Raw genomic sequence first — 21,869 nt, 5'->3', positions numbered from 1 at the left:
ACCGGCCTTCGGCCGGTCTTGCCGATGGTTAGTGCTCGCCCTACGCAGTCGGATGAATCCTATCCCTAATCTCTGTCAAAACATCAAGCCCTTGATTATTTGTGAAGGTTGTCTTAATTGCGAATTCGTGGCAATTGGTAAGCAAGTTTTGACTGGTTATCTCAGCCGGAACACCGAGATGCACCAAGACGCCAATTGTTCTGATATCAGTCGGATTTTTCCATTTTGGTTCGAAGTGGTCTATGAATGCTTTCGTTATGAATGACAGTTTTTGTGAAAGAGTCTCCGGTGTCGTTGCGTTCAGTAGGAACATGTCAGGATTGAATACTTTACTGATAGCGACGGCGATTATTCCCCTAGCTCGCTCAGGGCATCGTGCAGAAGGAAATCGTCGCTCAAGTTGGTTTATTGCGCCCTTGATGTTGCTGTTAACTTGGTGGTTCTGTTGTGGTCTCTTACATTCAATAAAAACTTCATGTTCTAATATTTCAACTATGACATCAGCTTCCGATGTCAGATCTATGGTGAATCCTGCTGCAGCAAATCGAGCTGCCATATGTAGTTCAAAAGCGATATTTCTCCCACGGTTAGAGGAAGAAGCATTTTCGTTTTTTGATGACGGTGGACCTTTAATGAACTCTTGCAACTTCTTTGAAACAGAGAGGTCTGAGAACGATGAAAGTCCTTTATAAATGTAGGAAAGTTCGCTTGCTTCGTGACAGGAATTCATCAGCGTCGGGAAATCACGCAGTTTTATAAGTTCCTCGATCCTTCCATGTTCCCAATAGTCAGCCATTTCGTTCAGGTGTCGCCTGTACTCTCCAACTCGCGTCCGTGGATAATCAAGTCCATGGTCGCTAAGCCACTCACAGGCATCATTAATTCCATTCGCTAAATCGCGGTAACCAATCGTATCGAATATGTGGGTTGTCATTTCCTCTCCGCATTAACGTCATAAGGCGCACCGGCGGAGCGAAGCGAGGCCGCGTGCCGCCGCGGGTTGGCTCCTCAACCTGTCTGTCGGACCCAATCTCGGATATTAATTCCTATACGCTCGATGTCTTCTTTTGCTAATACACCACCGTGCATCACTATATTTCTTGATTTTTCTAGCGTACCTAATATGGATTTCGCCCACTCTAAGTTTGAGAGGATATCCTCAAATACCTCCCAGTTAGTTACAATAATGGATGATAGGTCGCCGAAATCACAGTAACTAAGTTCAGATGCACCTCTGGCTCCATGCCATCTAAATTTTGCATCCTCTTCCATTCGAGTTTTCACTCTGCTCTTAATCTTTTCAGGAACCTTTTCCCACCATGCCTCGCTGAACTTTTCGGCCATTCCTTTTTTGACAAGGTCTCTGACCATATTCTCAAAGCAATGAATTGCAGTGTACACAACTGCCATCATATGGGAATGACTTAATAGATCTTCGTCAAGAAAGTCATAACAAAGGCTCTTTTGCAATACTTTTGCATCGACAGCGCTGAAATGATTACGCCGTTGTCGGCCTGCCTTATCCAACGCTTCTTCAGTTAAAAGTCCTCTATAAACAAACGAATACAGATTATCCATGACGAGTACCTAAATGATCTCTTAGGCTTTTAAAAATTGCATCGTAAACTGCTTGATCCCTGCTCTCTGGTAGCACAATATTTATGTGGTATTGAAGCGAATCCAGTGCAACAGCGCTTGTTACACTCGGTATAGGACGTTCATTATGGGAAGGGTCAGGGGGGGCGGGGCGGGAAGGCTGTGAGTTAGCTTCTTGAGTCTTGGCCTTTTGTGGCCCTGAGAAGTCAGCGTAATCACAAAGGAACTTAAAGGTCTTTGCTACCCTATCAATGATCGTATCTGATTTTTGACCTGCGTATAACGTTCTAAGCTTATTAGTTACATCTTCGACAGAAAGAGTGTGAGCTGACTTATTTACAGCATACAAATCCTCAAACATTTCCTTGATTGCCTCAGCAATCACTTTTCTGCTTTGACTTCTGTCCAAGAATTCAAAATAGCGTTGTTGTGGTTTTCCATCCTGATTTATAAATCCGAGTTCCTTGACCACGCTTATAAATAGTCGATCATTTGAACTCGTAAAGCCTAAATTTTCCAGAAACTTTTGGCTAAATCGCTCTGGTGGTTGGGCGTCAAGCATCGCATCAAAATATGCTGGGATTGCGGTGTACTTCTGGAGATAACTGTTAGGAAGTGCCATTTTTTCTCCTCCTTTTATTTGTAGCCAACGGGGCCGCCACTGAGCCGCGAGCATAGCGAGACGTGCTCTTGTGGCGTGTTGGGCGTGTCGTTTGCTCTTATTGCTCCGAGTTGTAAGTCAACTGTAAAGATTCATTTGTTATAGTAAATAAAGAAGCCAAGTAAAAATGATACATAAAGAAGTAATGAGCCCCATTTGTATAACAGACATTTACCGTAAGAGAGCTTGATATCATCGACAATCAAGTCTTCGTTATTTTCAAACCTCTCTCCACGAATTGCCATAATCCATGCACGAGCTAAATTCAATAATTGCTGCACATCGTACAAATCAGGGTCAATAATGTCAATATGTGTCAATTCGAGTTTGCCATTTGCTAGATGGACATTAGCTGGCATTACAGTGTGTTGGTGTCTTAGTATTTCGGGAATATCAAAACCCACTCCCTTGAACCGGGTTGTGAAAACACAATCATAAGTTCGATCACCAGTTTTCGTTTTGCCATATGGGATGAGAAAGCTGAGATCACTGAGGGATAAGACATATGCGGAAAAAGTAAGGTTACGTGTAACCTTTAGTGCATATAGTGATTGAATCTGTGCAATAAATTGCCTTTTGTTATGCACTCCCTTAGATATACCAATTTGTGACCATCGCAATTCAAAGCGGATATTTTCAATATCTCCTTGGATCCGTTGGGCCTTTTCATCAAATTGCCAGCCATTTCCTTCGGCAAATAAGCGCAACTCTTCATTAACCTCTTGTGGAGGCTTAATGGTGCGTGAATTTATTCTGTCCTCCTGCATTGACGAAGGCATGCCCGATTCCTTTATATGGTTACTCGCCACAAGCTCATCATATTTGCCTGCCCAACGGCTGAGAGTACAGCGGCATGGCCGCTGTTACGCTTGGTTGTACATTTTCAGCAACCCCACCATTGGTCGTAGCCCCATCCCTTCACGCTGGTAAGATGCTTGTAGCAACGAATAATTCCTTCTTTCATATCATGTAGCATTGATGAAACTGCCTTATCGTCAAGTTGGAGATCAAGCTGTCCGCGATGAATAATTCTGTGCCTTGAGTCAACAATGTTCTCCAACGATTCGTAAAGAGAAATTTTGCGCCTACGGTATGGTTTTCGTAAAGCAGCTGCGAAGTCGATATTCTTGTCTACTTCCTTAAAATGTTTACAGATCGCGGCGATTCTTTGGAATGGAAGGTTTTCGGCGATTGCGTCCTCAATGGACATTAGTCCTTGCGTGATATTTGAAAGGTGGTGATTGGCTAGCTTGGAGACCGTAAAACCGGGACAGATTTATTTATCTCTAATCTTCCTCGGTCGTCCCGGCACCCGATTTTCCAGCCGAATTCCTATCTTTTCCGCTATTACGGATGCAAATTTTTCGTCTCCTATCGGATGTGCCGATTGAACTGCCCGCCTGATTCTCTCCCATTCACCCTCAGGCACGGAAGACAGGACCCACTCAGCATATTTCCTACGTCTCGTGGGTTCATCTTTTCCAAGATCAAGGTAAAAGGGGTCTGGATCTGGAGGGAAAAGAACGGGATTACCTATCTTGGCGGAATAACTCGACCACCGGTACATGTTCGGTGCTCCCACTATTAATGCTCGTACAGGGTTCATTTCCACATATCTGCAGCACGCCATCAGGTAGCTGTCTTTACAGACAATGCTCGAGCGATACCGCCCCTCCCACAATGTCCCCGTTCGTCGCTCAAGACGATTAACGTATCGCGTCTGCCGTGCAGCGGCACCCTTCATCAGGAGCGCAAGAGCTTCCGTGTCATTGCCAGGATCGACAATGAGATGAACATGGTTTGTCATCAGGCAATACGCGTACAGTTTGCAACCCAACTTCGTTTTGAGTTCGAAGAGGTTTTCGAGGTAGTAAAGGTAGTCGTCATCAACAGCAAAGACAGGGCTACGGTTATGACCACGGTGGATGATGTGGTGGGGATAATTGGGAATGACGAGTCGGCCGATACGTGGCATGAAAAGGTTATGGCACTAACATCTTTAATGAGCAATTAATAAATCTGTCCCGGATTTAAAAGGGGGGAGCGGCACCGGGCGGTCGAATGTGCTTCGCCATCGCGCTTCATCCCGATGCCTGCTATACTTCCCCCCATGGCCCACGATTCCATCTCTATCAAAAACGCCCGCCAGAACAACCTGAAGAACCTCGACCTCGACCTTCCACTAGGGGAGCTGACCGTAGTTACCGGTGTCTCCGGCTCGGGGAAGTCGTCCCTGGCCTTCGATACGGTCTACGCCGAGGGGCAGCGCCGCTATGTGGAGACTTTTTCTCCCTACGCGCGACAGTTCCTGGAGCGGATGGACCGCCCGGCGGTGGACCGGATCGACGGGATCCCGCCGGCCATCGCCATCGACCAGACCAACCCGGTCCGCACCTCCCGCTCCACCGTGGGGACCATGACGGAGCTGAATGACCATCTGAAGCTCCTCTTCTCCCGGGGGGCGCGGCTTTTCTGCCGCTGCTGCGGCCGGCCGGTGCGGCGCGATACGCCGGAGAGCATCGTGGATGAGCTGCTGGCGCGGGACGGGGGCGCAACGATGCCGGTCCTCGTCACCTTCCCGGTGCCGGTGCCGGCCAACTTCTCCGCCGATGAGGTGAAGGGGTTCCTGGCCGGCCAGGGGTATACCCGCATCCACCGGGAGGAGGATGGGATCCTGGAGGTGATACAGGATCGGACCCGCTTGGCGCGTGAAAGCCGCTCCCGCCTTGTGGAGGGGATGGAGGCTGCGCTGCGCGTCGGCCATGGGCGGGTGCTCGTTTACCCCCTGGGGGGCGACGGCGTGCCAGGGGAGCCGTGGCGGTTTTCCTCGGACCTTCACTGCGCTGACTGCGATATCTCCTACCACGACCCGGCGCCCCACCTCTTCTCCTTCAACTCGCCGGTGGGAGCCTGCGCCACCTGCCGGGGGTTCGGGCGGGTGATCGGTATCGACCACGGACTGGTGATCCCGGACGAATCCAAGACCCTGGCCGGCGGCGCGGTGAGGCCGTGGCAGACTGAGAGCTACCGGGAGTGCCAGGACGACATGATGACCTTCGCGGCCAGGCGCGGTATCCCCACCGACGTGCCGTGGCGGGACCTGACGCCGGAGCAGCGGGAGTGGGTGATCGAGGGGGAGGGTTCCTGGGAGGACGGGCTCTGGTACGGGGTGCGGCGCTTCTTTGACTGGCTCGAGACCAAGAGCTACAAGATGCACATCCGGGTGCTCCTCTCCAAGTACCGGGCCTACACCCTCTGCCCCGCTTGCGGGGGGGCGCGGCTAAGCCCCGATGCGCTCCTGTGGCGGCTCGGGTCGAAGGATGAGGCCGACCGGGTACTTCCCCCGGAGGAGCGGTTCCGCCCCGCGGGGGTGGAGTTGGACGATGATCTGCTCCGCATGCTTCCGGGCCTCACCATCCACGATGTGATGCTTCTCCCCATTGACCGCTGCGCCGAGTTTTTCGGCACCCTGGCGTTGCCGGCCCCTCTGGACGAGGCGGCGGAGCTGCTCTTGCGGGAGATTCGCGCCCGCCTCGGCTACCTGGGGGCGGTGGGGCTCGGCTACCTGACGCTCGACCGCCAGTCCCGGACCCTCTCCGGCGGCGAGGTGCAGCGGATCAACCTGACCACGGCCCTGGGCACTTCTCTGGTGAACACCCTCTTCGTGCTGGACGAGCCCTCCATCGGCCTCCACCCCCGGGACATGGGGCGGGTGATCGGCGTGCTGCGGCAGTTGCGGGACGCGGGGAACACGCTTTTGGTGGTGGAGCACGACCCCCAGGTTATGCTTGCTGCCGACCGGATTCTCGACCTCGGCCCCGGGCCCGGCGAGCGGGGAGGGGAGGTGGTCTTCTTCGGGACCCCGGCGGAGCTGGTGCGGGAACGGACGTCGCTGACGGCACAGTATCTGGCGGGGACTAAACGGGTCGATGATGGCATTTCAAGTCCCCCTTTGAGAAAGGGGGATTCAGGGGGATTTGAGGGGAGAAAGAAATCCCCCCCGGCCCCCCTTTCGCAAAGGGGGGAGACCAGAGCACCCTCCCCTGATAAGGGGAGGGATGGGGAGGGGGTGTCTCTTCACATCCTCGGCGCCGCCGCTCACAACCTGAAGGGGGTGGATGTCCGCATTCCCCTGAACCGCCTCGTCTGCATCACCGGCGTTTCCGGCTCCGGCAAATCCACCCTGATCCAGGATGTCCTCCACCGGGGGCTTCTGAAGCTCATGGGGAAGCCGACGGAGCCGCCGGGGGCCCACGCCGCCATCCGTGGCGCGGAGCTGATCGGCGACGTGGTGCTGGTGGACCAGTCCCCCATCGGCAAGACGACCCGCTCCAACCCGGCCAGCTACGTGGGGGCCTTCGATGCCATCCGCAAGCTCTTCGCCGCCGCCCCCCTGGCAAAGGAGCGGGGGTACACCGCCGGCACTTTCAGTTTCAACGCCGGCACCGGCCGCTGCTCCGCCTGCGGCGGCAACGGCTTCGAGCATGTGGAGATGCAGTTCCTCTCCGACGTCTACCTGCGCTGCCCCGACTGCGACGGCCGCCGCTACCGCCCCGAGGTGCTGGAGGTGCATCTCATGCCGGCCGGGGAGGGGCGCCCCGTCTCCATCGCCGACGTCCTGGAGATGACCGTCACCGAGGCGGTGGCCTTCTTCGCCGGCCACCGTGAGGTGCTTCGGGGCCTGGAACCCCTGGAGGCCGTGGGGCTCGGCTATCTGCGCCTGGGCCAGCCGGTGCCGACCCTCTCCGGCGGCGAGGCCCAGCGCCTGAAGCTGGCCGGCCACCTGGCCGGGGTGGGTGGGCGGAAACGCTCAGGGGCGGGAAACCTGTTCCTCTTCGACGAGCCCACCACGGGCCTCCACTTCGAGGATATCGCCCGGTTGCTGGCCGCCTTCCGGCGGCTCCTGGAGGCGGGGGACTCCCTGGTGGTGATCGAGCACAACCTGGATGTAATCGCCGCTGCCGACTGGCTCCTGGACCTGGGGCCCGAGGGGGGCGATGCCGGCGGCCGGGTGGTCTGCACCGGCACCCCGGCTGAGGTGATGGCCTGCCCGGAGAGCCACACCGGCCGGGCTCTGCGTGAGTACGGGGAGGAACTGGACGCTCTGGTGAAGGAGTCGGCTCAAGGGGTGGCGGAGGCGCTTCCCTCCGTGGTGCTGGACCGGGCCATCCGCATCGTCCATGCCAGGGAGCACAACCTGCAGAACGTCACCATCGCCGTCCCCCGGGACCGCTTCACGGTCATCACCGGCATCTCGGGGAGCGGCAAGTCCACGGTTGCCTTTGACATCCTCTTCGCCGAGGGGCAGCGGCGCTACCTGGAATCCCTCAACGCCTACGCCCGGCAGTTCGTGCAGCCCGCGGCCCGTCCCGACGTGGACGCGGTCCTCGGCATCCCCCCCACGGTGGCCATCGAGCAGCGGACGAGCCGCGGCGGGCGCAAGAGCACCGTGGCGACCCTCACGGAGATCTACCACTTTCTCCGGCTCCTCTTCGTGAAGCTGGGGGTGCAGCACTGCCCCGACTGCGGCATCCCCATCACCCCCCAGACCCCGGACGCCATTGTGGCCCGGCTCCTGCGGGACTTCAAGGGGAAGCGGGTGGCGCTCCTGGCGCCGCTGGTCACGGCCCGGAAGGGGTACTACACCGACCTGGCCAAATGGGCTGCGGGGAAGGGGTTCGCGCAGCTCCGGGTGGACGGCGTCATGACCCCCGTGGAACCGTGGCCACGGCTGGACCGTTTCCGGGAGCACGACATCGACCTGCCGGTGGGGGATATCACCGTGTCGGCAAAGGGGGAGGGGGCGCTGCGGGAGCTGCTGGACCGGGCCCTGGCCTTCGGCAAGGGGGTGGTGCGGGTTGTAAGTCCCCCTTTGAAAAAGGGGGATTTAGGGGGATTTGCGGAGGGAGTGAAAAGGGGGGAGCTTCTTTTTTCCATTTTGCGCGCCTGCACCTCCTGCGGCCAAAGCTTCCCCGAGCCCGACCCCCGGCTCTTCTCCTACAACTCCCGCCATGGCTGGTGTCCCCGCTGCTTCGGCACCGGGCTGGAGATCCCCGGCTTCGACGCGGAGCAGACCGGGGAGGAGATCTGGTGGAACGAGTGGTTCGAGGGGGAGGAGCGGACCTGCTCCGCCTGCCACGGCGCCCGCCTCAACCCCGAGGCCCTGGCGGTCCGCTTCCGGGACCGGAACATTGCGGAACTGACGGCCCTCACCGTGACCCAGGCGGCTGCCTTTGCGCGCGATCTGGAGCTGGAGGGGCGGGAGGCGGCCATCGCTCGGGACATCGTTGCCGAGATCGGGGCGCGGCTCGCCTTTCTCGGCGAGGTGGGGCTCGGCTACCTCTGCCTGGACCGGGCGGCCCCGACCCTCTCCGGCGGCGAGGCCCAACGGATCAGGCTGGCGGCCCAGCTGGGCTCCAACTTGCGGGGGGTCTGCTACATCCTGGACGAGCCCACCATCGGCCTCCATCCCCGGGACAACCGGATGCTCCTGGACACCCTCCGGAAGCTGGAGGGGAAGGGGAACACTATCGTGGTGGTGGAGCACGACGAGGAGACCATCCGCCGGGCCGAGCACGTCATCGACCTGGGCCCCGGCGCCGGCGTCAACGGCGGCCTCGTGGTGGCCGAGGGGACCCTGGAGCAGGTGATGGCGGCCCCGGATTCCCTCACGGGGCGCTACCTGGCGGAGCCCCTGCGGCATCCCCTGGTGGAGCGGCGTCCGGCCCCGGCGCCCGAAGAGCCGGCCATTGAGGTGCTGGGTGCCACGCTCCACAACCTACGGGAGATCGACGTCATTTTCCCGCTCCGGCGGTTCGTCTGCGTTACCGGCGTTTCGGGGAGCGGCAAGAGCACCCTGGTGCGCAACGTCCTCCACGCCGGGCTCCATGGCCTCCTGGCCCACGGCAAGGGGGCCCATCCCGTGATGGGGTGCAGCGAGATCCGGGGATGGGAGCAGCTCACCCGCGTCCTGGAGGTGGACCAGACCCCCATCGGCAAGACCCCCCGCTCTTGCCCCGCCACCTACGTGGGGTTTTGGGACGCCATTCGCAAGCTTTACGCCGGAACCACCGAGGCGCGGCTGCGGGGATACGGCCCGAGCCGGTTCTCCTTCAACGTGAAGGGGGGGCGGTGCGACGAGTGCGAGGGGCAGGGGGTGAAGACCATCGAGATGAGCTTCCTCCCCGATGTTAAGGTGGCGTGCGAGGTCTGCGGGGGGCTGCGCTTCAACGCCGAAACCCTCATGGTCCGCCACCGGGAGAAATCCATCGGCGACCTCCTGGCCATGAGCGTGGACGAGGCGGTGGAGTTCTTCGCCGCCCACCGGGCCATTCTCCACCCGCTCCAACTCCTGCAGGACGTGGGGCTCGGCTACCTCACCCTCGGCCAGCAGAGCCCCTCCCTCTCCGGCGGTGAAGCCCAGCGGATCAAGCTCGTCACCGAGCTGGCCAAAGCGAAGCCGGTTAAGGATGCGCTCCGGGTCCCGCGCACGGCGCCCCACTCCCTCTACATTCTGGATGAGCCCACCATCGGCCTCCACATGGCCGACGTGGAGAAGCTGGTCCGGGTTCTCCACCGGCTCGTGGAGGCGGGGAACTCGGTTATCGTCATCGAGCACAACCTGGACGTGATCGCCGAGGCCGACTGGCTCATGGACCTGGGGCCCGAGGGGGGCGACGGCGGGGGGATGGTCGTGGCCCGGGGGACGCCGGAGGAGGTGGCCCGCATGGGGGACCTCTCCCACACGGGAAGGATTCTCGGGGAGTTCCTGCGGGAGCGGGGTGGAGGGGGGTGATGGTGTATTCGCTCCTTGCCGACGGGGTGGTCGTTGTCCATGGCCTGTTCGTCCTCTTCGTGGTGCTGGGGGGGCTTGCGGTGTTCCGATGGCGGCGGCTGGCCCGGCTCCACGTCCCTGCGGCCGTCTGGGGGGCATGGATTGAACTGTCCGGAGGGGTCTGCCCGCTTACCCACCTGGAGCTATGGTTGCGCAGGCTGGCCGGCGAAGGCGGGTACCACGGGGGATTCATCGAGCATTACCTCGTTCCGCTCGTTTATCCGGAGGGGCTCACGCGGGGAGGTCAGATAGCCCTCGGGCTGCTGGTGGCGGCCCTGAACCTGGCGGTGTATGGTATGATTCTTCGCTACCCCAGGCGCGAAAAGAACGGTAAAATTAGCTGATGGAGAGATATCCCGTGTCCAACCGTGACTATACCAGGCTCCCGTGGGGGGATGGCAGGATGTTGGCGATGCGGTTCCTGCTGGCCGCGTTGCTATCCCTTTTGTGCGCCGTCCCGGCTCTGGCGGCCCCGGATGCCCGGACTATCGTAGTTGGGGGCGACCGGGACTACCCTCCCTACGAATTCATCGATTCGGACGGCAAGCCGGCCGGCTATAACGTGGAGCTGACCCGGGCCATCGCCGGGATCATGGGGATGAAGGTGGAGTTCCGGCTGGGGGCCTGGTCGGAGATGCTCTCGGCATTGAAGAGCGGCCGGGTGGACGTGCTCCAGGGGATTTCCTGGTCGGAGAAGCGGGCCAGGCAGATCGACTTCACCCCGCCCCATACCATTGTCTACCACGCCATCTTCGCCCGGCGCGATTCGCCTCCGGCCGGTTCCCTGGAGGATCTGCGCGGGAAGAAGGTGGCGCTCCACCGGGACGGGATCATGCACGAGTACCTGGCCGCTCGGGGGTACGGGAAGGACCTGGCTCTGACCCCGACCCCGGCCGACGCCCTGCGCCTCCTCTCCTCCGGGGGGTGCGACTACGCGGTGGTGGCCATGGTCCCCGGGATGTACATAATTCGGGAAAACCGGCTCACGAATGTGGTTCCGGTGGCCCGGAGCATCGCTGCCCAGCGTTACGGCTATGCGGTGCGCCAGGGGGATGCGGAGTTGTTGGCCCGGTTCAGCGAGGGGCTTGCCATCCTCAAGAAAACGGGGCAGTACGATGCGATTCATGCCAAGTGGCTCGGAGTGCTGGAGCCCAGGCCGATACGGTGGCAGGAAACGGTCAAGTACGTTGCGGTGGTGGTGGTGCCGCTGCTCCTCATACTCGGCGGCACGGTACTCTGGTCCCATTCGCTCCGCCGGCAGGTAGCCCAGCGGACCGAGTCCCTCTCCCGGGCCCTGGAGGAGGTGCAGCTGAACCAGCAGCAACTGGTCCAGGCCGACAAGATGGCGGCTCTCGGCATCCTGGTCTCCGGGGTGGCCCACGAGATCAACAATCCCACGGGGCTCATCCTCCTGGATGTCCCGATTCTGCGGAAGGTTTACAACGATGCGGCCCCTATCCTTGAAGATCGGTTCCGGGAGGAGGGGGATTTTACCCTCGGCGGGCTCCGCTACTCCAGGGTGCGGGAAGAGGTGCCGCGGCTTCTGGATGAGATGCAGGACGGGGCCAAGCGGATCAAGCGGATTGTGGAGGATCTGAAGGATTTCGCCCGCCGGGATGACGTGGGGGGGAAGGAGTCGGTCGATATCAACGGCGTGGCCCAGGCGGCGGTGCGGCTGGTGGATACCTCGCTGCGCAAGGCCACGACCCGCTTCTCGGCCCGCTATGCCCCGGATCTGCCCCAGGTGCCGGCAAACACCCAGCGGATCGAGCAGGTTGTGGTGAACCTCATACTCAACGCCTGTCAGGCCCTGCCGAACCCGGAGCGGGGGATCGAGCTGGAAACCTCCCTGGATGAGGAGGGGAAAAGGGTGATCCTCCGGGTGCGGGACGAGGGGAGCGGCATCGCGCCGGAGAACCTTTCCCGCCTGACCGATCCCTTCTTCACCACCAAGCGGGAGAACGGAGGTACCGGCCTGGGGCTCTCGGTTTCAGCGGGGATCGTCAAGGAGCATGGGGGGACCCTCTCCTTCGAGTCGACGCCTGGGGAAGGGACCACGGTTACGCTTTCTTTGCCGGTTGGTTCCTGAAATCCGCCTCAGTGGCGGTCGGGGGGCGGAGGGCCCGCTCCGAAAAGAGCCCAAGCGTCGCCGGTCGGTTTTCATGCCGGGGACTCTGCTGTTTTCGGCGCTTTCCCTCTGAATAACGCCCGGTGCTTTTTTGCGGGGGCTCTTTTCTCCGCGAGCCCTCCGCCCCCCTCGGGGTACCGTCGGTGGTGGGGGCGGGAGAACAAAACCTATTTAGTCCGGAGTATTGTGCTATGACCGAGAACCTCTATCCTGCCTTCGGCATCCTCCTGGTGGACGACGAGCCTGCCTGGCTCCGTTCACTCTCCCTGACCCTGGAGTCTTCCGCCGGCATCACCAACACCAGTCTCTGCCAGGACAGCCGCCAGGTGCTGGGGCTTCTTGACGGCGGCGGCATCGGGCTGGTGCTCCTGGACCTGACCATGCCCCATCTGTCGGGGGAGGAGGTTCTCAAGGAAATTTCGGAGCGTCACCCGGCCGTGGCGGTCATTGTCATCAGCGGGCTGAATCAGGTGGAGACGGCGGTTCGCTGCATGAAGTCCGGTGCCTTCGACTATTTCGTAAAGACCGACGAGGAGGACCGGATCGTCGGGGGGGTGCTCCGGGCGGTGCGGATGATGGAACTGCAGCGGGAGAACCTGGAGATGTCGAGCCGCCTCGTGTCCGGCGAGCTCCGTCACCCCGAGGCCTTTACCGGCATAGTTACCGGCGACCGTTCCATGCTGGCACTTTTTTCCTATGTGGAGGCGGTGGCGAAGAGCCCCCAGCCGTTGCTCATCACCGGCGAGAGCGGGGTCGGCAAGGAGCTGGTCGCCCGCGCCGCCCACCGGTTGAGCGGCTGCCGGGGAAAGCTGGTGACGGTGAATGTGGCGGGGCTCGACGACACGGTGTTTGCCGATACCCTCTTCGGCCACGTACGGGGGGCCTTTACCGGAGCGGAGCAGGCGCGGCGCGGGATGGTGGAGGAGGCGGCCGACGGCACCCTCTTCCTGGACGAGATCGGCGACCTCAGCATCCCGTCCCAGGTGAAGCTCCTGCGGCTCCTTCAGGAAGGGGAGTATTTCCCCCTCGGCAGCGACCTGCCCAAACGGCTCCGGGCCCGTGTGATCGTTGCCACCCACCAGGATCTGCCCGCCAGGGAGGGGACGGGGGCATTCCGCCGCGATCTCTACTACCGGCTCCGCACCCACCAGGTGCACGTTCCGCCCCTTCGGGAGCGGCGGGGGGATATCCCCCTGCTGCTGGATCATTTTCTGGAGGAGGCGGCCCGCGATCTCGGCAAGAAGAAGCCGACCCCGCCCCAGGGGCTGGCCCAGTTCCTCTCCACCTACGGTTTTCCCGGCAACGTCCGCGAGCTGAAGGCCATGGTCTACGACGCCGTAAGCGTCCACCGCGACCGGATGCTTTCCATGGATTCGTTCGTGAAGGCCGTGGAGCGTGCCGCACCCCAGGCCGGCGGAGCGCCGTCACCCGCGCCCCGGCAGAATCCATTTTCCGGTTTTGCGGAACTTCCCACCTTCGGCGATGCGGCGGGCTTTCTGGTTATGGAGGCACTGGAACGGGCCGGCGGCAACCAGACCCTCGCCGCAAGGCTTTTGGGGATCTCCCAGCCGGCGCTTTCCAAGCGGTTGAAGATGCTGAAGGGGTAAGGGCTCGGCAAGCCATGGACCGGCGGGGAGTGAACCGTTATAACCAATGGTTATAATGATAACTCTTGGGTATAATTCTGTGTAAGTATTCGTTATTATTGAGTTTTGTTGCCAATGTCGTGCACCTCCATAACCTCCGGTTATGGAGGTTTGCTTTTTGAGGAGGTCTAAAATAAAGAAAAAACATAATGGTTTTAGTATGTTGTAGATTTTATGTCCCTTGGCATCCTCCATGCTCAGTAAGGATACGAAAACGTTATGAGCGGTCGTGCTCAATCGATCCTTTCCCCAAAAGTATGGAGGTGTACCATGGCGATGTTCTGGATTCAGTTCATCCTCGTTCTCGGCGCAGTACTCATCGGCATCCGCAGGGGAGGCGTGGCCCTGGGCCTTATCGGCGGCCTCGGCGTCTCCCTTCTGGTGCTCGGCTTCCGCACTTCCCCCTCGGAGCCCCCCATCGCGGTCATGCTCATCATCCTGGCGGTGGTTACCGCTTCGGCAACCCTCCAGGTGGCCGGCGGCCTCGACTACCTGGTGCAGCTCACGGAGAAGCTGCTGCGGGCCCACCCCAAGTACGTGACCATCCTGGCTCCACTTTCCACCTTCTTCCTGACGGTCTGTGTCGGCACCGGCCATGCGGTCTACGCCCTGTTGCCGGTCATTGCCGACGTGGCCATCAAAACCGGCATCCGTCCCGAGCGCCCCATGGCCATTTCCAGCGTCGCCTCCCAGATGGGGATCACCGCCAGCCCGGTGGCCGCGGCCGTTACCTTTTTCCTCGGCTTCGCAGCTAAGGCCGGCTACCCCGTAACCCTCATCGACATCATCTCCGTAACCATGCCGGCCGGCGTCATCGGGCTCCTGGTGGCCGCCGCCTGGAGTTTCAACCGCGGCAAGGATCTGGACAATGACCCAGAGTATCAAGCCCGCCTCCAGGACCCCGAATTCCGCAAGGCCCTTGAGGTAAACGTGACCACCCTGGACAAGGAAATCAGCAAGACCGCCAAGCTTTCCGTGGCCCTCTTCTTCGCCGGTGTCGGCACCATCATCCTGTTTGCCGTGTGCCCTGACCTGCTCCCCCTGAACGGCGAGAAGAAGCCGGTTCCCATGACCACTGTCGTCCAGTTCGTCATGCTTGCCTACGGCGCCTTCATCATGTTCGCCGCCGACGTGAAGGCCAAGGACATCGCCCATTCCAGCGTCTTTACCGCCGGCATGATCGCCGTGGTTTCCATCTTCGGCATCGCCTGGATGAGTGATACCTTCATCTCCGCCAACAAGAAGTTCCTGGTGGAAAATATCGGCGTCATGGTCAAAATGGCTCCCTGGACCTTCGCCATCGCCACTTTCTGCATCTCGGCTTTCGTGAAGAGCCAGGCCGCCACACTGGCCATAACCCTTCCCCTGGGGCTGGCCCTGGGGCTCCCGGTCCCGCTGCTGCTAGGGCTCGTGCCGGCCAGTTACGCCTACTTCTTCTTCGCCTTTTATCCCAGCGACCTGGCCGCCATCAACTTCGACCGCACCGGCACCACCCGCATCGGCAAGTACCTCTTGAACCACAGTTTCATGCTTCCCGGCCTGATCGGGGTGAGTGTTTCCACGGTGGTCGCCTATGGGATCTCCCAGATGATTTTCTAAATGAACCGAAGATATGTCGCGGTGTTAGGGGGGGATAATTCTCCCCCTTTTTTCTTTTTCAGGGATGGGATGCGCCATGGCCATTGCCGCTCAAATGGAAAGAGACGGTAGGTGCCGGTTTCCGCCGGTGGCAGCAGTGTTGTAAGCGGTTCCGGGCAGGGGGTGGTATACTGTTGACTAAGGGCAGGCAACTCCGGGAGAGGGAGGTGGCGTCATGACAATGAATAAAACCTGGTATCCCCTAGATGAGGCTGCGGCAAAGTTCGGCGTTCCCGCGGCGCGCATCCTTTCGTGGGTTGAAGATGGCCTTGTCCGGGCCGAGGAGGAAAAGGGAAAGGTCGTCCGGGTGAACGGGGACGACCTGGAATTGAAGTTGGAGGAGATGACCGGCCTCTGATGGAGGGTGGGTTCAGGCATTAATTCCCAGCGTGCGGAGTTTCTCGAAGAGGTTTTCCCGGCTGATCGGCTTCATCAGGTAGGCTTCGCACTGGTTGGTGAAGGCGGCCATGACGTTGTCGCGATCCTTGAGGGCCGTGGTCATTATTACCTTGGAAGGAGGGAATATCTCGCGCTCCTCTTCCATGGCGCGGATGGTCCTGAGAACTTCGTGCCCGGTCATCTCCGGCATCATTATGTCGAGGCAGATGAGGTCGTAGGTTTCGCTCCGGTCGATTGCCGCGGTGACGAGGTTCAGGGCTTCGGGACCGTCGGATGCCAGGTCGCACTCGCCCAATGGGGAGAGGTAGGCATGCATGAGCCGCCGGCTTGCCGGGTCGTCTTCAACGATAAGCGCTTTCATGGAAACTCCTGTCCGGGGTTCTTTCCTTCTCCCAGGTGCCGCTCAAGAAGGGGCAGAAAATCCTCCCTTGTTATTGGTTTGACTAGGATATCGTCAAAGCCGGCGTCGAGCAGCGACTGCTGCTCCCCGGCCATGGCGTGTGCCGTGTATGCGATTATGGGGAGCCGGCTTCCGCTGTCTTCTATCCCCCGGACGGCGCGGCAGATATCGGTTCCGTCCAGGTCGGGCATGCCGACGTCGAGTAGCACCAGATCAATGGCTTCACGGTTGGCGAGGAGGTAGGCGAGGCCGTCGCGGCCATTCTCCTTTTCGATTAGCAGGTAGTGCCCGCCGTTGAGCATGGCCCCCACGAGCCTGCGGTTCATGAAGTTGTCATCCACCAGAAGAATTGTTCGTTTGCCGACCATGATACTTTCCGTGCTTGCCGCCGGTTTCATATACCTTTTTATATATCGGTTGCTGCATCCTCTTGCTTGAGAAGTTTTTCACAGGAAGTCGGCAGGATGACCCGGAACACGCTTCCCTGCCCCTCTCCGGGGCTTTCCGCCCAGATCGTCCCACCATGGAGTTCCACCAGTTTTCTCGTCAGCGAAAGCCCGAGCCCCGTCCCCTCGAACCGTCGGGTGGCCGATCCGTCCGCCTGGATGAACGGGGCGAATATCCGCTCCAGGTCCTCTTCTTTCAAGCCGATGCCGGTGTCGCTTACGGCAATCATGAGGCATTCCGCCAGAGGTGCGGCCGGAAGGGGGATTGCCTGCGGCTGCTGAAGCTCCCCTGCCGTGGCTACCGAAAGGGTGATGTTGCCCCCTTCGGGGGTGAACTTCACTGCGTTGGTCAGGAGGTTGTAGATGATTTGCTTGAGCTTCCGCTCGTCGGCGCGGATGGTGAGAGGGACGCCGGGGGCCACGAGCTCGGTCAGGCGGATCCTGTACCGCAGGGCCCTTTCCCGCACCAGTGTCAATGTCCCCGCCACCAGCGGGCGGATCTCCAACTCGTCTGTCTCCAGTTCCATCCGATCGGCTTCAATTTTCGACAGGTCGAGAATGTCGTTGATGAGGGAGAGGAGATGGCGGCTTGACTGGAGCACGTAGCCGAGGAATTCCGCCTGGGGTTCGTTGATCTCGCCGTAGGTGCGGCCCAGGAGAACGTCGGTAAAACCGATGACCGCATTGAGCGGGGTGCGCAGCTCGTGGCTCATGGTGGCCAGAAATTCGCTCTTGGCCTGATTTGCCGCCTCTGCCGACTTCTGCGCCTCCTGCAATTCCAGAGTCCGCTCCCGGACACGCTCCTCCAGGTGCAGCATGTTGTCCCGGAGCATGGTCTGGAGAGTTGTGCTTTCAAGGGAGTAGGCACAGGTGTAGAGGACGATGGAGAGGGCATTGAGAGATGGGGCGTCCATGGTGGCGGAACTGCCGGCGAGCAGCCCCGCAAACATCCCCCGGACTTCGGAGCGGGTGGCGATGACGTGCAGAAGGAGGGTCTGCTCGTCGCGGGCAACCGCCATGACCGGCTGGCTCCGGTTGAGGGCCCAGGCGAAGGTGCCGTCCATGATCTTGGCATCGATTTCGGACTGCAATTCTTCCCGGCATTCGGGCGGTTCGCAGGCGGAAAGCTCGAAACTGCCGTCTTCCCGGCTCTCCAGGCATCCCATTCCCCTGAACGGGAAAAGCCGGCGAAGCTGGGCCAGGGTGGCCCGGAAGATGGCCAGTGTTCCGTTTGCCCGGCTGAGGTCTGCCTGGAAGTCGCCGCTGGATGCCAGCATGTCGAGGATGGAAACGTAGCGCAGGTTCGATTCCTCGAGGTAGCGGCCCCTTTCTTTCAGATTTTCCACTGAACGGGTTTCGTGCCTGTCTCCGGTCATGGCCACTCCGTGAGTATGGCAAAGGCTTCCTCAAGCTGGGGTTCGGCCTGCCTTAGTATTGTGCCGAGCATGCTTGGCGGGAGCCCGATCCGATCCCATGCCGATGGGACGAGGGGGGGGACGAACTTATCGCCGCTGAACCCTAAATCCATTGCATGGCAGATGATTCCGGCCACATGAATCGTCGCCGCCTCCAGTGGGAATTGGCCGGCCCTGTCGGGGTTATGGTGGCAGTTTACCGGTTCGGCAATGTTGGCGGGTATTTTCCATTTGCGCAGGAGCGCTCCTCCGACGGTGGCGTGGTCGAAGCCGAGCCGGTCCTGTTCGGTGAAGACGTGGAGGATCTGCCGCTCGCTGCTCTCCATGAGCATTTCCCTGACTGTGTCGGGTATCGATGTGCACATGACCAGCTGCCCCACATCATGGAGCATCCCGGCCACGAAGAAGCGCTCCACATTCAGTTCCCGGCGCCAGGTGGCGATGGTGCGGGCAATGATGCCGCAGGCGATGGAGTGCTTCCAGAAGGAGGCCATGGTAATGAGCTCCTCGGGGATTCCGCTGAAGATTCCCATGACCGATGCGGCAAGGGCAAGATCCCGCAGTTGCTGGGTGCCGATGATGGTGACCGCCTTGTTGATGGAGTCGACCTGGGAGTGGTAGCCGAACATGGGGCTGTTGGCGAGCCTGAGGATGCGTGCCGTTAGCCCCTGGTCCTCGGTGATGATCCGCGCAATGTCCGCCACTGAACTGCGGGGGTGGTTGATGGTCTCGGTGAGCTTTTCGTAGAAAAAGGGGAGCGAGTAGATGGTGTTCGTATTGTCCAGAAGGTGCTCAAGGGTAATGGCATGGCGGTTAGGGTACGGCATTGAGGACCTTTCGCAGCGCACTCAAACGGAGGATTTCACGCATTGCGGGGTGATCCAGGTTCGCGTGCCGGAATAGAGGGTAAAGGGCCTCTTCCGCCGCAGCCAGTGCCGCGGGATCCACTTCAGAGGGAAGCGCCGGTGAATTTTCGCCATCGACCCCCTCGATGTCTGCCTCCGCTATTCCCCAGGTGCGGAAGATCATCAGGTGTTTTTCGGTCAGTGCCTCGCCGGGGCCGAGCAGTATCCGCCCGGTCCTGTCATGTACTTCGGCCGCCAGGACCATGCCGACGGTCAGGTTGGCTAATGGGACCATTCCCATGGGATCACCTTGCCGGTAAGTGGGTTGTGCCGCGTGCTCTCAGGCGCGATCAGCAGTCACTTTACCGTATCGGCGGCGTGATGCGATACTTGAGGAAAGAATCCGGGCGTGGGGTCGTCTGCCGCTAATTCATGCAGTTTCAGCTTTCAGGGAAGTGGAAAGACGAAGGTTTCTTCCCCGTACCCGTTGGCCCTGTAGTAGGAGGTCATGAAGTCACGGTGGCGCCGGGCAACCACGTAACTGAGACCCGTGGCGGCGACCGCCTGATTCAGCAGTTGCTCTTCGCCGAGGGCGGGGTTTTTCTTCCGGGCCGCCTCCAGGGCCTGGGTGACGGCCAGCCCGACGCCGAAGGTTTCCTTGTCGGGGCGGTAGAGGCGGGGCCGATCCACCGGTTTTCCCTGCTCATCCTTCGTGCCGATTACGGCGTTGGCCTTCTCCATCTGTTCCAGGGAGGGGACGCCGTAGCGGAGCTTCACCTCCCCACGGTTCCACTCTATCTCGGCCATGGAGCAAACCGGGCATTCCACTCCCGGTTTCAGCGTCAGGGCGATCCGTTCGGCTGCGGGGACCGTTTCCTTCAGTTTCTTCAACATTGCCAGGGCCGTTTCTTTCAAATCCGGCCAATCGCCGTCAAATCCGGTAATCCCGATCCCCTCGACTGTTTTCCCCTTGTCGCCGAAACTGACGTTTCGAACTTCAAAGCTGACGCCCTTCTTTACCATCCCGGTGACAAATGGAGCCTCCTTGGCGGCGGTGGATGGAGCCGGGGCGGGGTTGCCCTGCTTCGGTTCCGGTTCGAGCCAGAGGCCGATCTTCCAGGCCAGGAAGAGGGCGATGGATAGGGAAATGATGCCGGTGACCAGTTTGTAGGTTCTGCCGTTCATGGGGCTCGCCTGTCCAGCTGCTGTGTTCCGGGGGCTCTACTCACTATGCCTTGCATCCGACCCTCCTCGCTGCGTTTTCCAACAGCCCGATAATTTAAAGCGTACCGGCAATGGTACGAAAATGCAAACGGGCTGGAGAGAGTGCGGCATAACTCCTTGACAGGTTTTGTGCAAAGCTGTTACGGTCATTCATCATCACCAGCTGTTCCCGGATATCACGACAATCGTAAGCCCCGGAATTAACCGGGGCTTTTTTGCTTCGAGGAACGCAGAAAGAAGGATTCAATGGAATTCACCCAGTTCAACCTCCACCCTCAGGTGGCGGCCGGCGTCACGGCGGCGGGGTACTCGACACCTACCCCCATCCAGGCCCAGGCCATTCCCACGGTTATGGAGGGGCGGGATGTTATGGGACTCGCCCAGACCGGCACCGGCAAGACCGCAGCCTTTGCGCTGCCGATACTGCACCGGCTCGCCCAGGGGGACCGGGGCCGCGTCCGCGCCCTGGTCATCGCCCCGACCCGGGAGTTGGCCGAGCAGATCAACGACAGCTTCGTAACCCTGGGGCGCCAGACCCGCCTGCGGAGCGTCACCGTCTACGGCGGCGTCAACGTCAACCCCCAGATCCAGAAGCTCAAGGCCGGCGCCGAGATCGTCGTGGCCTGCCCGGGAAGGCTCCTGGACCACATGGCCCAGGGGACCATCGACCTTTCGCATCTGGAGGTGCTCGTCCTGGACGAGGCGGACCAGATGTTTGACATGGGTTTTCTCCCCGACATCCGGCGGGTGCTGAAGCAGCTCCCACCCAAGCGCCAGACTCTCCTCTTTTCGGCCACCATGCCGATCGATATCCGGGTCCTGGCCCAGGAGATCCTGCGGGACCCGGTTACGGTGCAGGTGGGGACCGTGGCTCCGGCGGTCACCGTCACCCACGCCCTCTATCCGGTGGAGCAGCATCTGAAAACGCCGCTCCTGCTGGAGCTTTTGCGCCACACCGACACCGAGTCGGTCCTCATCTTCACCCGCACCAAGCACCGGGCCAAGCGCCTGGGGGAGCAACTGGAAAAGGCCGGGTATAAGGCCGCGTCCATCCAGGGGAATCTCTCCCAGAACCGGCGCCAGGCGGCCCTGGACGGCTTCAGGGACGGCACCTTCCAGATACTCGTGGCCACCGACATCGCGGCCCGGGGAATCGACGTCTCCCAGGTGTCCCACGTCATCAACTATGACATCCCCGACACCCCCGAGGCCTACATCCACCGCATCGGCCGCACCGGCCGGGCCGCCCGCAGCGGCGACGCCTTCACCATGGTGACGAGCGAAGACACGGCCATGGTCCGCACCATCGAGCGGAAGCTCAACGCATCCCTGGAGCGCCGCACCGTTGCAGGATTCGACTACAGCGTTCCGGCACCGAAAAAGGATACCGAGTTCGCCCGTCCCCCCCGGCAGCCGATGCCCTCACGCCGGCCCGCCGCGGCGAAAAAGGGTGGAGCCGGGCAGGGTGCGGCCTCCCAGCCGGGAAGCGCCAAGCCCGCCGAGGGAAGGCGCCCCCAGGGCCAAGGAGCCAAGGCACACCCGGCCCGTACCGCCGGAACCGGCGGCCAGCGCGTCGGTCAGCCGCGCCGGCCCCGCTGAGCAGTGCGCTCGTAATTAAAAGAAATAAAGAGGGGGAA

19 protein-coding genes are annotated in these 21,869 nt (G+C 60.5%); 7 read left to right on the top strand and 12 right to left on the bottom strand.

Annotated features, from left to right (window positions below; genetic code table 11):
- Positions 1-40: 40 nt before the first annotated feature.
- The 6 genes from JZM60_RS01205 to JZM60_RS01180 all read right to left on the bottom strand — a co-directional run bounded on the left by JZM60_RS01205 (position 41) and on the right by JZM60_RS01180 (position 4,232).
- Positions 41-934, bottom strand: coding sequence for a hypothetical protein (locus tag JZM60_RS01205; RefSeq protein WP_207163734.1), 894 nt, complete (start codon positions 932-934; stop codon positions 41-43).
- 74 nt (positions 935-1,008) lie between these two features.
- On the bottom strand, positions 1,009-1,578 hold the full coding sequence (locus JZM60_RS01200) for a Swt1 family HEPN domain-containing protein (protein ID WP_207163733.1): 570 nt from the start codon (positions 1,576-1,578) through the stop codon (positions 1,009-1,011).
- Positions 1,571-2,218, bottom strand: a complete 648-nt coding sequence (locus tag JZM60_RS01195; RefSeq protein WP_207163732.1) for a DUF5343 domain-containing protein — start codon at positions 2,216-2,218, stop codon at positions 1,571-1,573. Before JZM60_RS01195 ends, JZM60_RS01200 begins: the two co-directional genes overlap by 8 nt.
- A 131-nt stretch (positions 2,219-2,349) precedes the next feature.
- Positions 2,350-3,036, bottom strand: coding sequence for a hypothetical protein (locus JZM60_RS01190; RefSeq protein ID WP_207163731.1), 687 nt, complete (start codon positions 3,034-3,036; stop codon positions 2,350-2,352).
- A 104-nt stretch (positions 3,037-3,140) separates the two neighbouring features.
- Positions 3,141-3,467, bottom strand: a complete 327-nt coding sequence (locus tag JZM60_RS01185; protein WP_207163730.1) for a hypothetical protein — start codon at positions 3,465-3,467, stop codon at positions 3,141-3,143.
- A gap of 66 nt (positions 3,468-3,533) precedes the next feature.
- Positions 3,534-4,232, bottom strand: coding sequence for a transposase (locus JZM60_RS01180; RefSeq protein WP_207163729.1), 699 nt, complete (start codon positions 4,230-4,232; stop codon positions 3,534-3,536).
- A 135-nt stretch (positions 4,233-4,367) separates the two neighbouring features.
- On the opposite strand from JZM60_RS01180, the gene uvrA reads away from it, so the two are divergent.
- The 6 genes from uvrA (at position 4,368) to JZM60_RS01150 (ending at position 15,861) form a co-directional block, all read left to right on the top strand.
- Positions 4,368-10,052: an excinuclease ABC subunit UvrA gene (gene uvrA, locus JZM60_RS16880; protein ID WP_207165393.1), complete on the top strand. Its 5,685-nt coding sequence runs from the start codon at positions 4,368-4,370 to the stop codon at positions 10,050-10,052.
- Entirely contained in the window at positions 10,052-10,435 is a 384-nt protein-coding gene (locus tag JZM60_RS01170; protein WP_207163728.1) for a DUF2784 domain-containing protein, read from the top strand. Before uvrA ends, JZM60_RS01170 begins: the two co-directional genes overlap by 1 nt.
- Before the next feature lie 59 nt (positions 10,436-10,494).
- The gene (locus tag JZM60_RS01165; RefSeq protein WP_207165391.1) at positions 10,495-12,180 is read left to right on the top strand and encodes a transporter substrate-binding domain-containing protein; all 1,686 of its coding nucleotides are present in this window, start codon (positions 10,495-10,497) and stop codon (positions 12,178-12,180) included.
- A gap of 230 nt (positions 12,181-12,410) precedes the next feature.
- Positions 12,411-13,826 (top strand): sigma-54-dependent transcriptional regulator, encoded by a 1,416-nt coding sequence (locus JZM60_RS01160; protein WP_207163727.1) that lies wholly within the window; start codon positions 12,411-12,413, stop codon positions 13,824-13,826.
- Positions 13,827-14,135: 309 nt separating this feature from the next.
- On the top strand, positions 14,136-15,464 hold the full coding sequence (locus JZM60_RS01155; protein WP_207163726.1) for an anaerobic C4-dicarboxylate transporter: 1,329 nt from the start codon (positions 14,136-14,138) through the stop codon (positions 15,462-15,464).
- 214 nt (positions 15,465-15,678) lie between these two features.
- Positions 15,679-15,861, top strand: coding sequence for a MerR family transcriptional regulator (locus JZM60_RS01150; RefSeq protein ID WP_207163725.1), 183 nt, complete (start codon positions 15,679-15,681; stop codon positions 15,859-15,861).
- 12 nt (positions 15,862-15,873) lie between these two features.
- On the opposite strand, the gene JZM60_RS01145 is transcribed toward JZM60_RS01150, so the two are convergent.
- The 6 genes from JZM60_RS01145 to JZM60_RS01120 form a co-directional block, all read right to left on the bottom strand.
- A complete protein-coding gene (locus tag JZM60_RS01145) occupies positions 15,874-16,263 on the bottom strand; it encodes a response regulator (protein ID WP_207163724.1) in 390 nt (129 codons plus the stop codon).
- A complete protein-coding gene (locus JZM60_RS01140) occupies positions 16,260-16,670 on the bottom strand; it encodes a response regulator (RefSeq protein WP_207163723.1) in 411 nt (136 codons plus the stop codon). The genes JZM60_RS01145 and JZM60_RS01140 overlap by 4 nt, the downstream gene beginning before the upstream one ends.
- A 38-nt stretch (positions 16,671-16,708) precedes the next feature.
- Positions 16,709-18,124: a sensor histidine kinase gene (locus JZM60_RS01135; protein WP_207163722.1), complete on the bottom strand. Its 1,416-nt coding sequence runs from the start codon at positions 18,122-18,124 to the stop codon at positions 16,709-16,711.
- The gene (locus JZM60_RS01130; RefSeq protein WP_207163721.1) at positions 18,121-18,990 is read right to left on the bottom strand and encodes an HDOD domain-containing protein; all 870 of its coding nucleotides are present in this window, start codon (positions 18,988-18,990) and stop codon (positions 18,121-18,123) included. Before JZM60_RS01130 ends, JZM60_RS01135 begins: the two co-directional genes overlap by 4 nt.
- On the bottom strand, positions 18,977-19,309 hold the full coding sequence (locus JZM60_RS01125) for a hypothetical protein (RefSeq protein WP_207163720.1): 333 nt from the start codon (positions 19,307-19,309) through the stop codon (positions 18,977-18,979). The genes JZM60_RS01130 and JZM60_RS01125 overlap by 14 nt, the downstream gene beginning before the upstream one ends.
- Positions 19,310-19,455: 146 nt before the next feature.
- Positions 19,456-20,193 (bottom strand): hypothetical protein, encoded by a 738-nt coding sequence (locus JZM60_RS01120; protein WP_207163719.1) that lies wholly within the window; start codon positions 20,191-20,193, stop codon positions 19,456-19,458.
- A 285-nt stretch (positions 20,194-20,478) separates the two neighbouring features.
- Between JZM60_RS01120 and JZM60_RS01115 the strand changes: the two genes are divergently transcribed.
- Positions 20,479-21,831 (top strand): DEAD/DEAH box helicase, encoded by a 1,353-nt coding sequence (locus JZM60_RS01115; RefSeq protein ID WP_207163718.1) that lies wholly within the window; start codon positions 20,479-20,481, stop codon positions 21,829-21,831.
- Positions 21,832-21,869 lie beyond the last annotated feature (38 nt).

The organism is Geobacter benzoatilyticus, assembly GCF_017338855.1.
Lineage (GTDB): Bacteria > Desulfobacterota > Desulfuromonadia > Geobacterales > Geobacteraceae > Geobacter > Geobacter benzoatilyticus.
The sequence above is the reverse complement of the archived record's forward strand: the minus strand, read 5'-3'. Positions and strand labels throughout refer to the sequence as shown.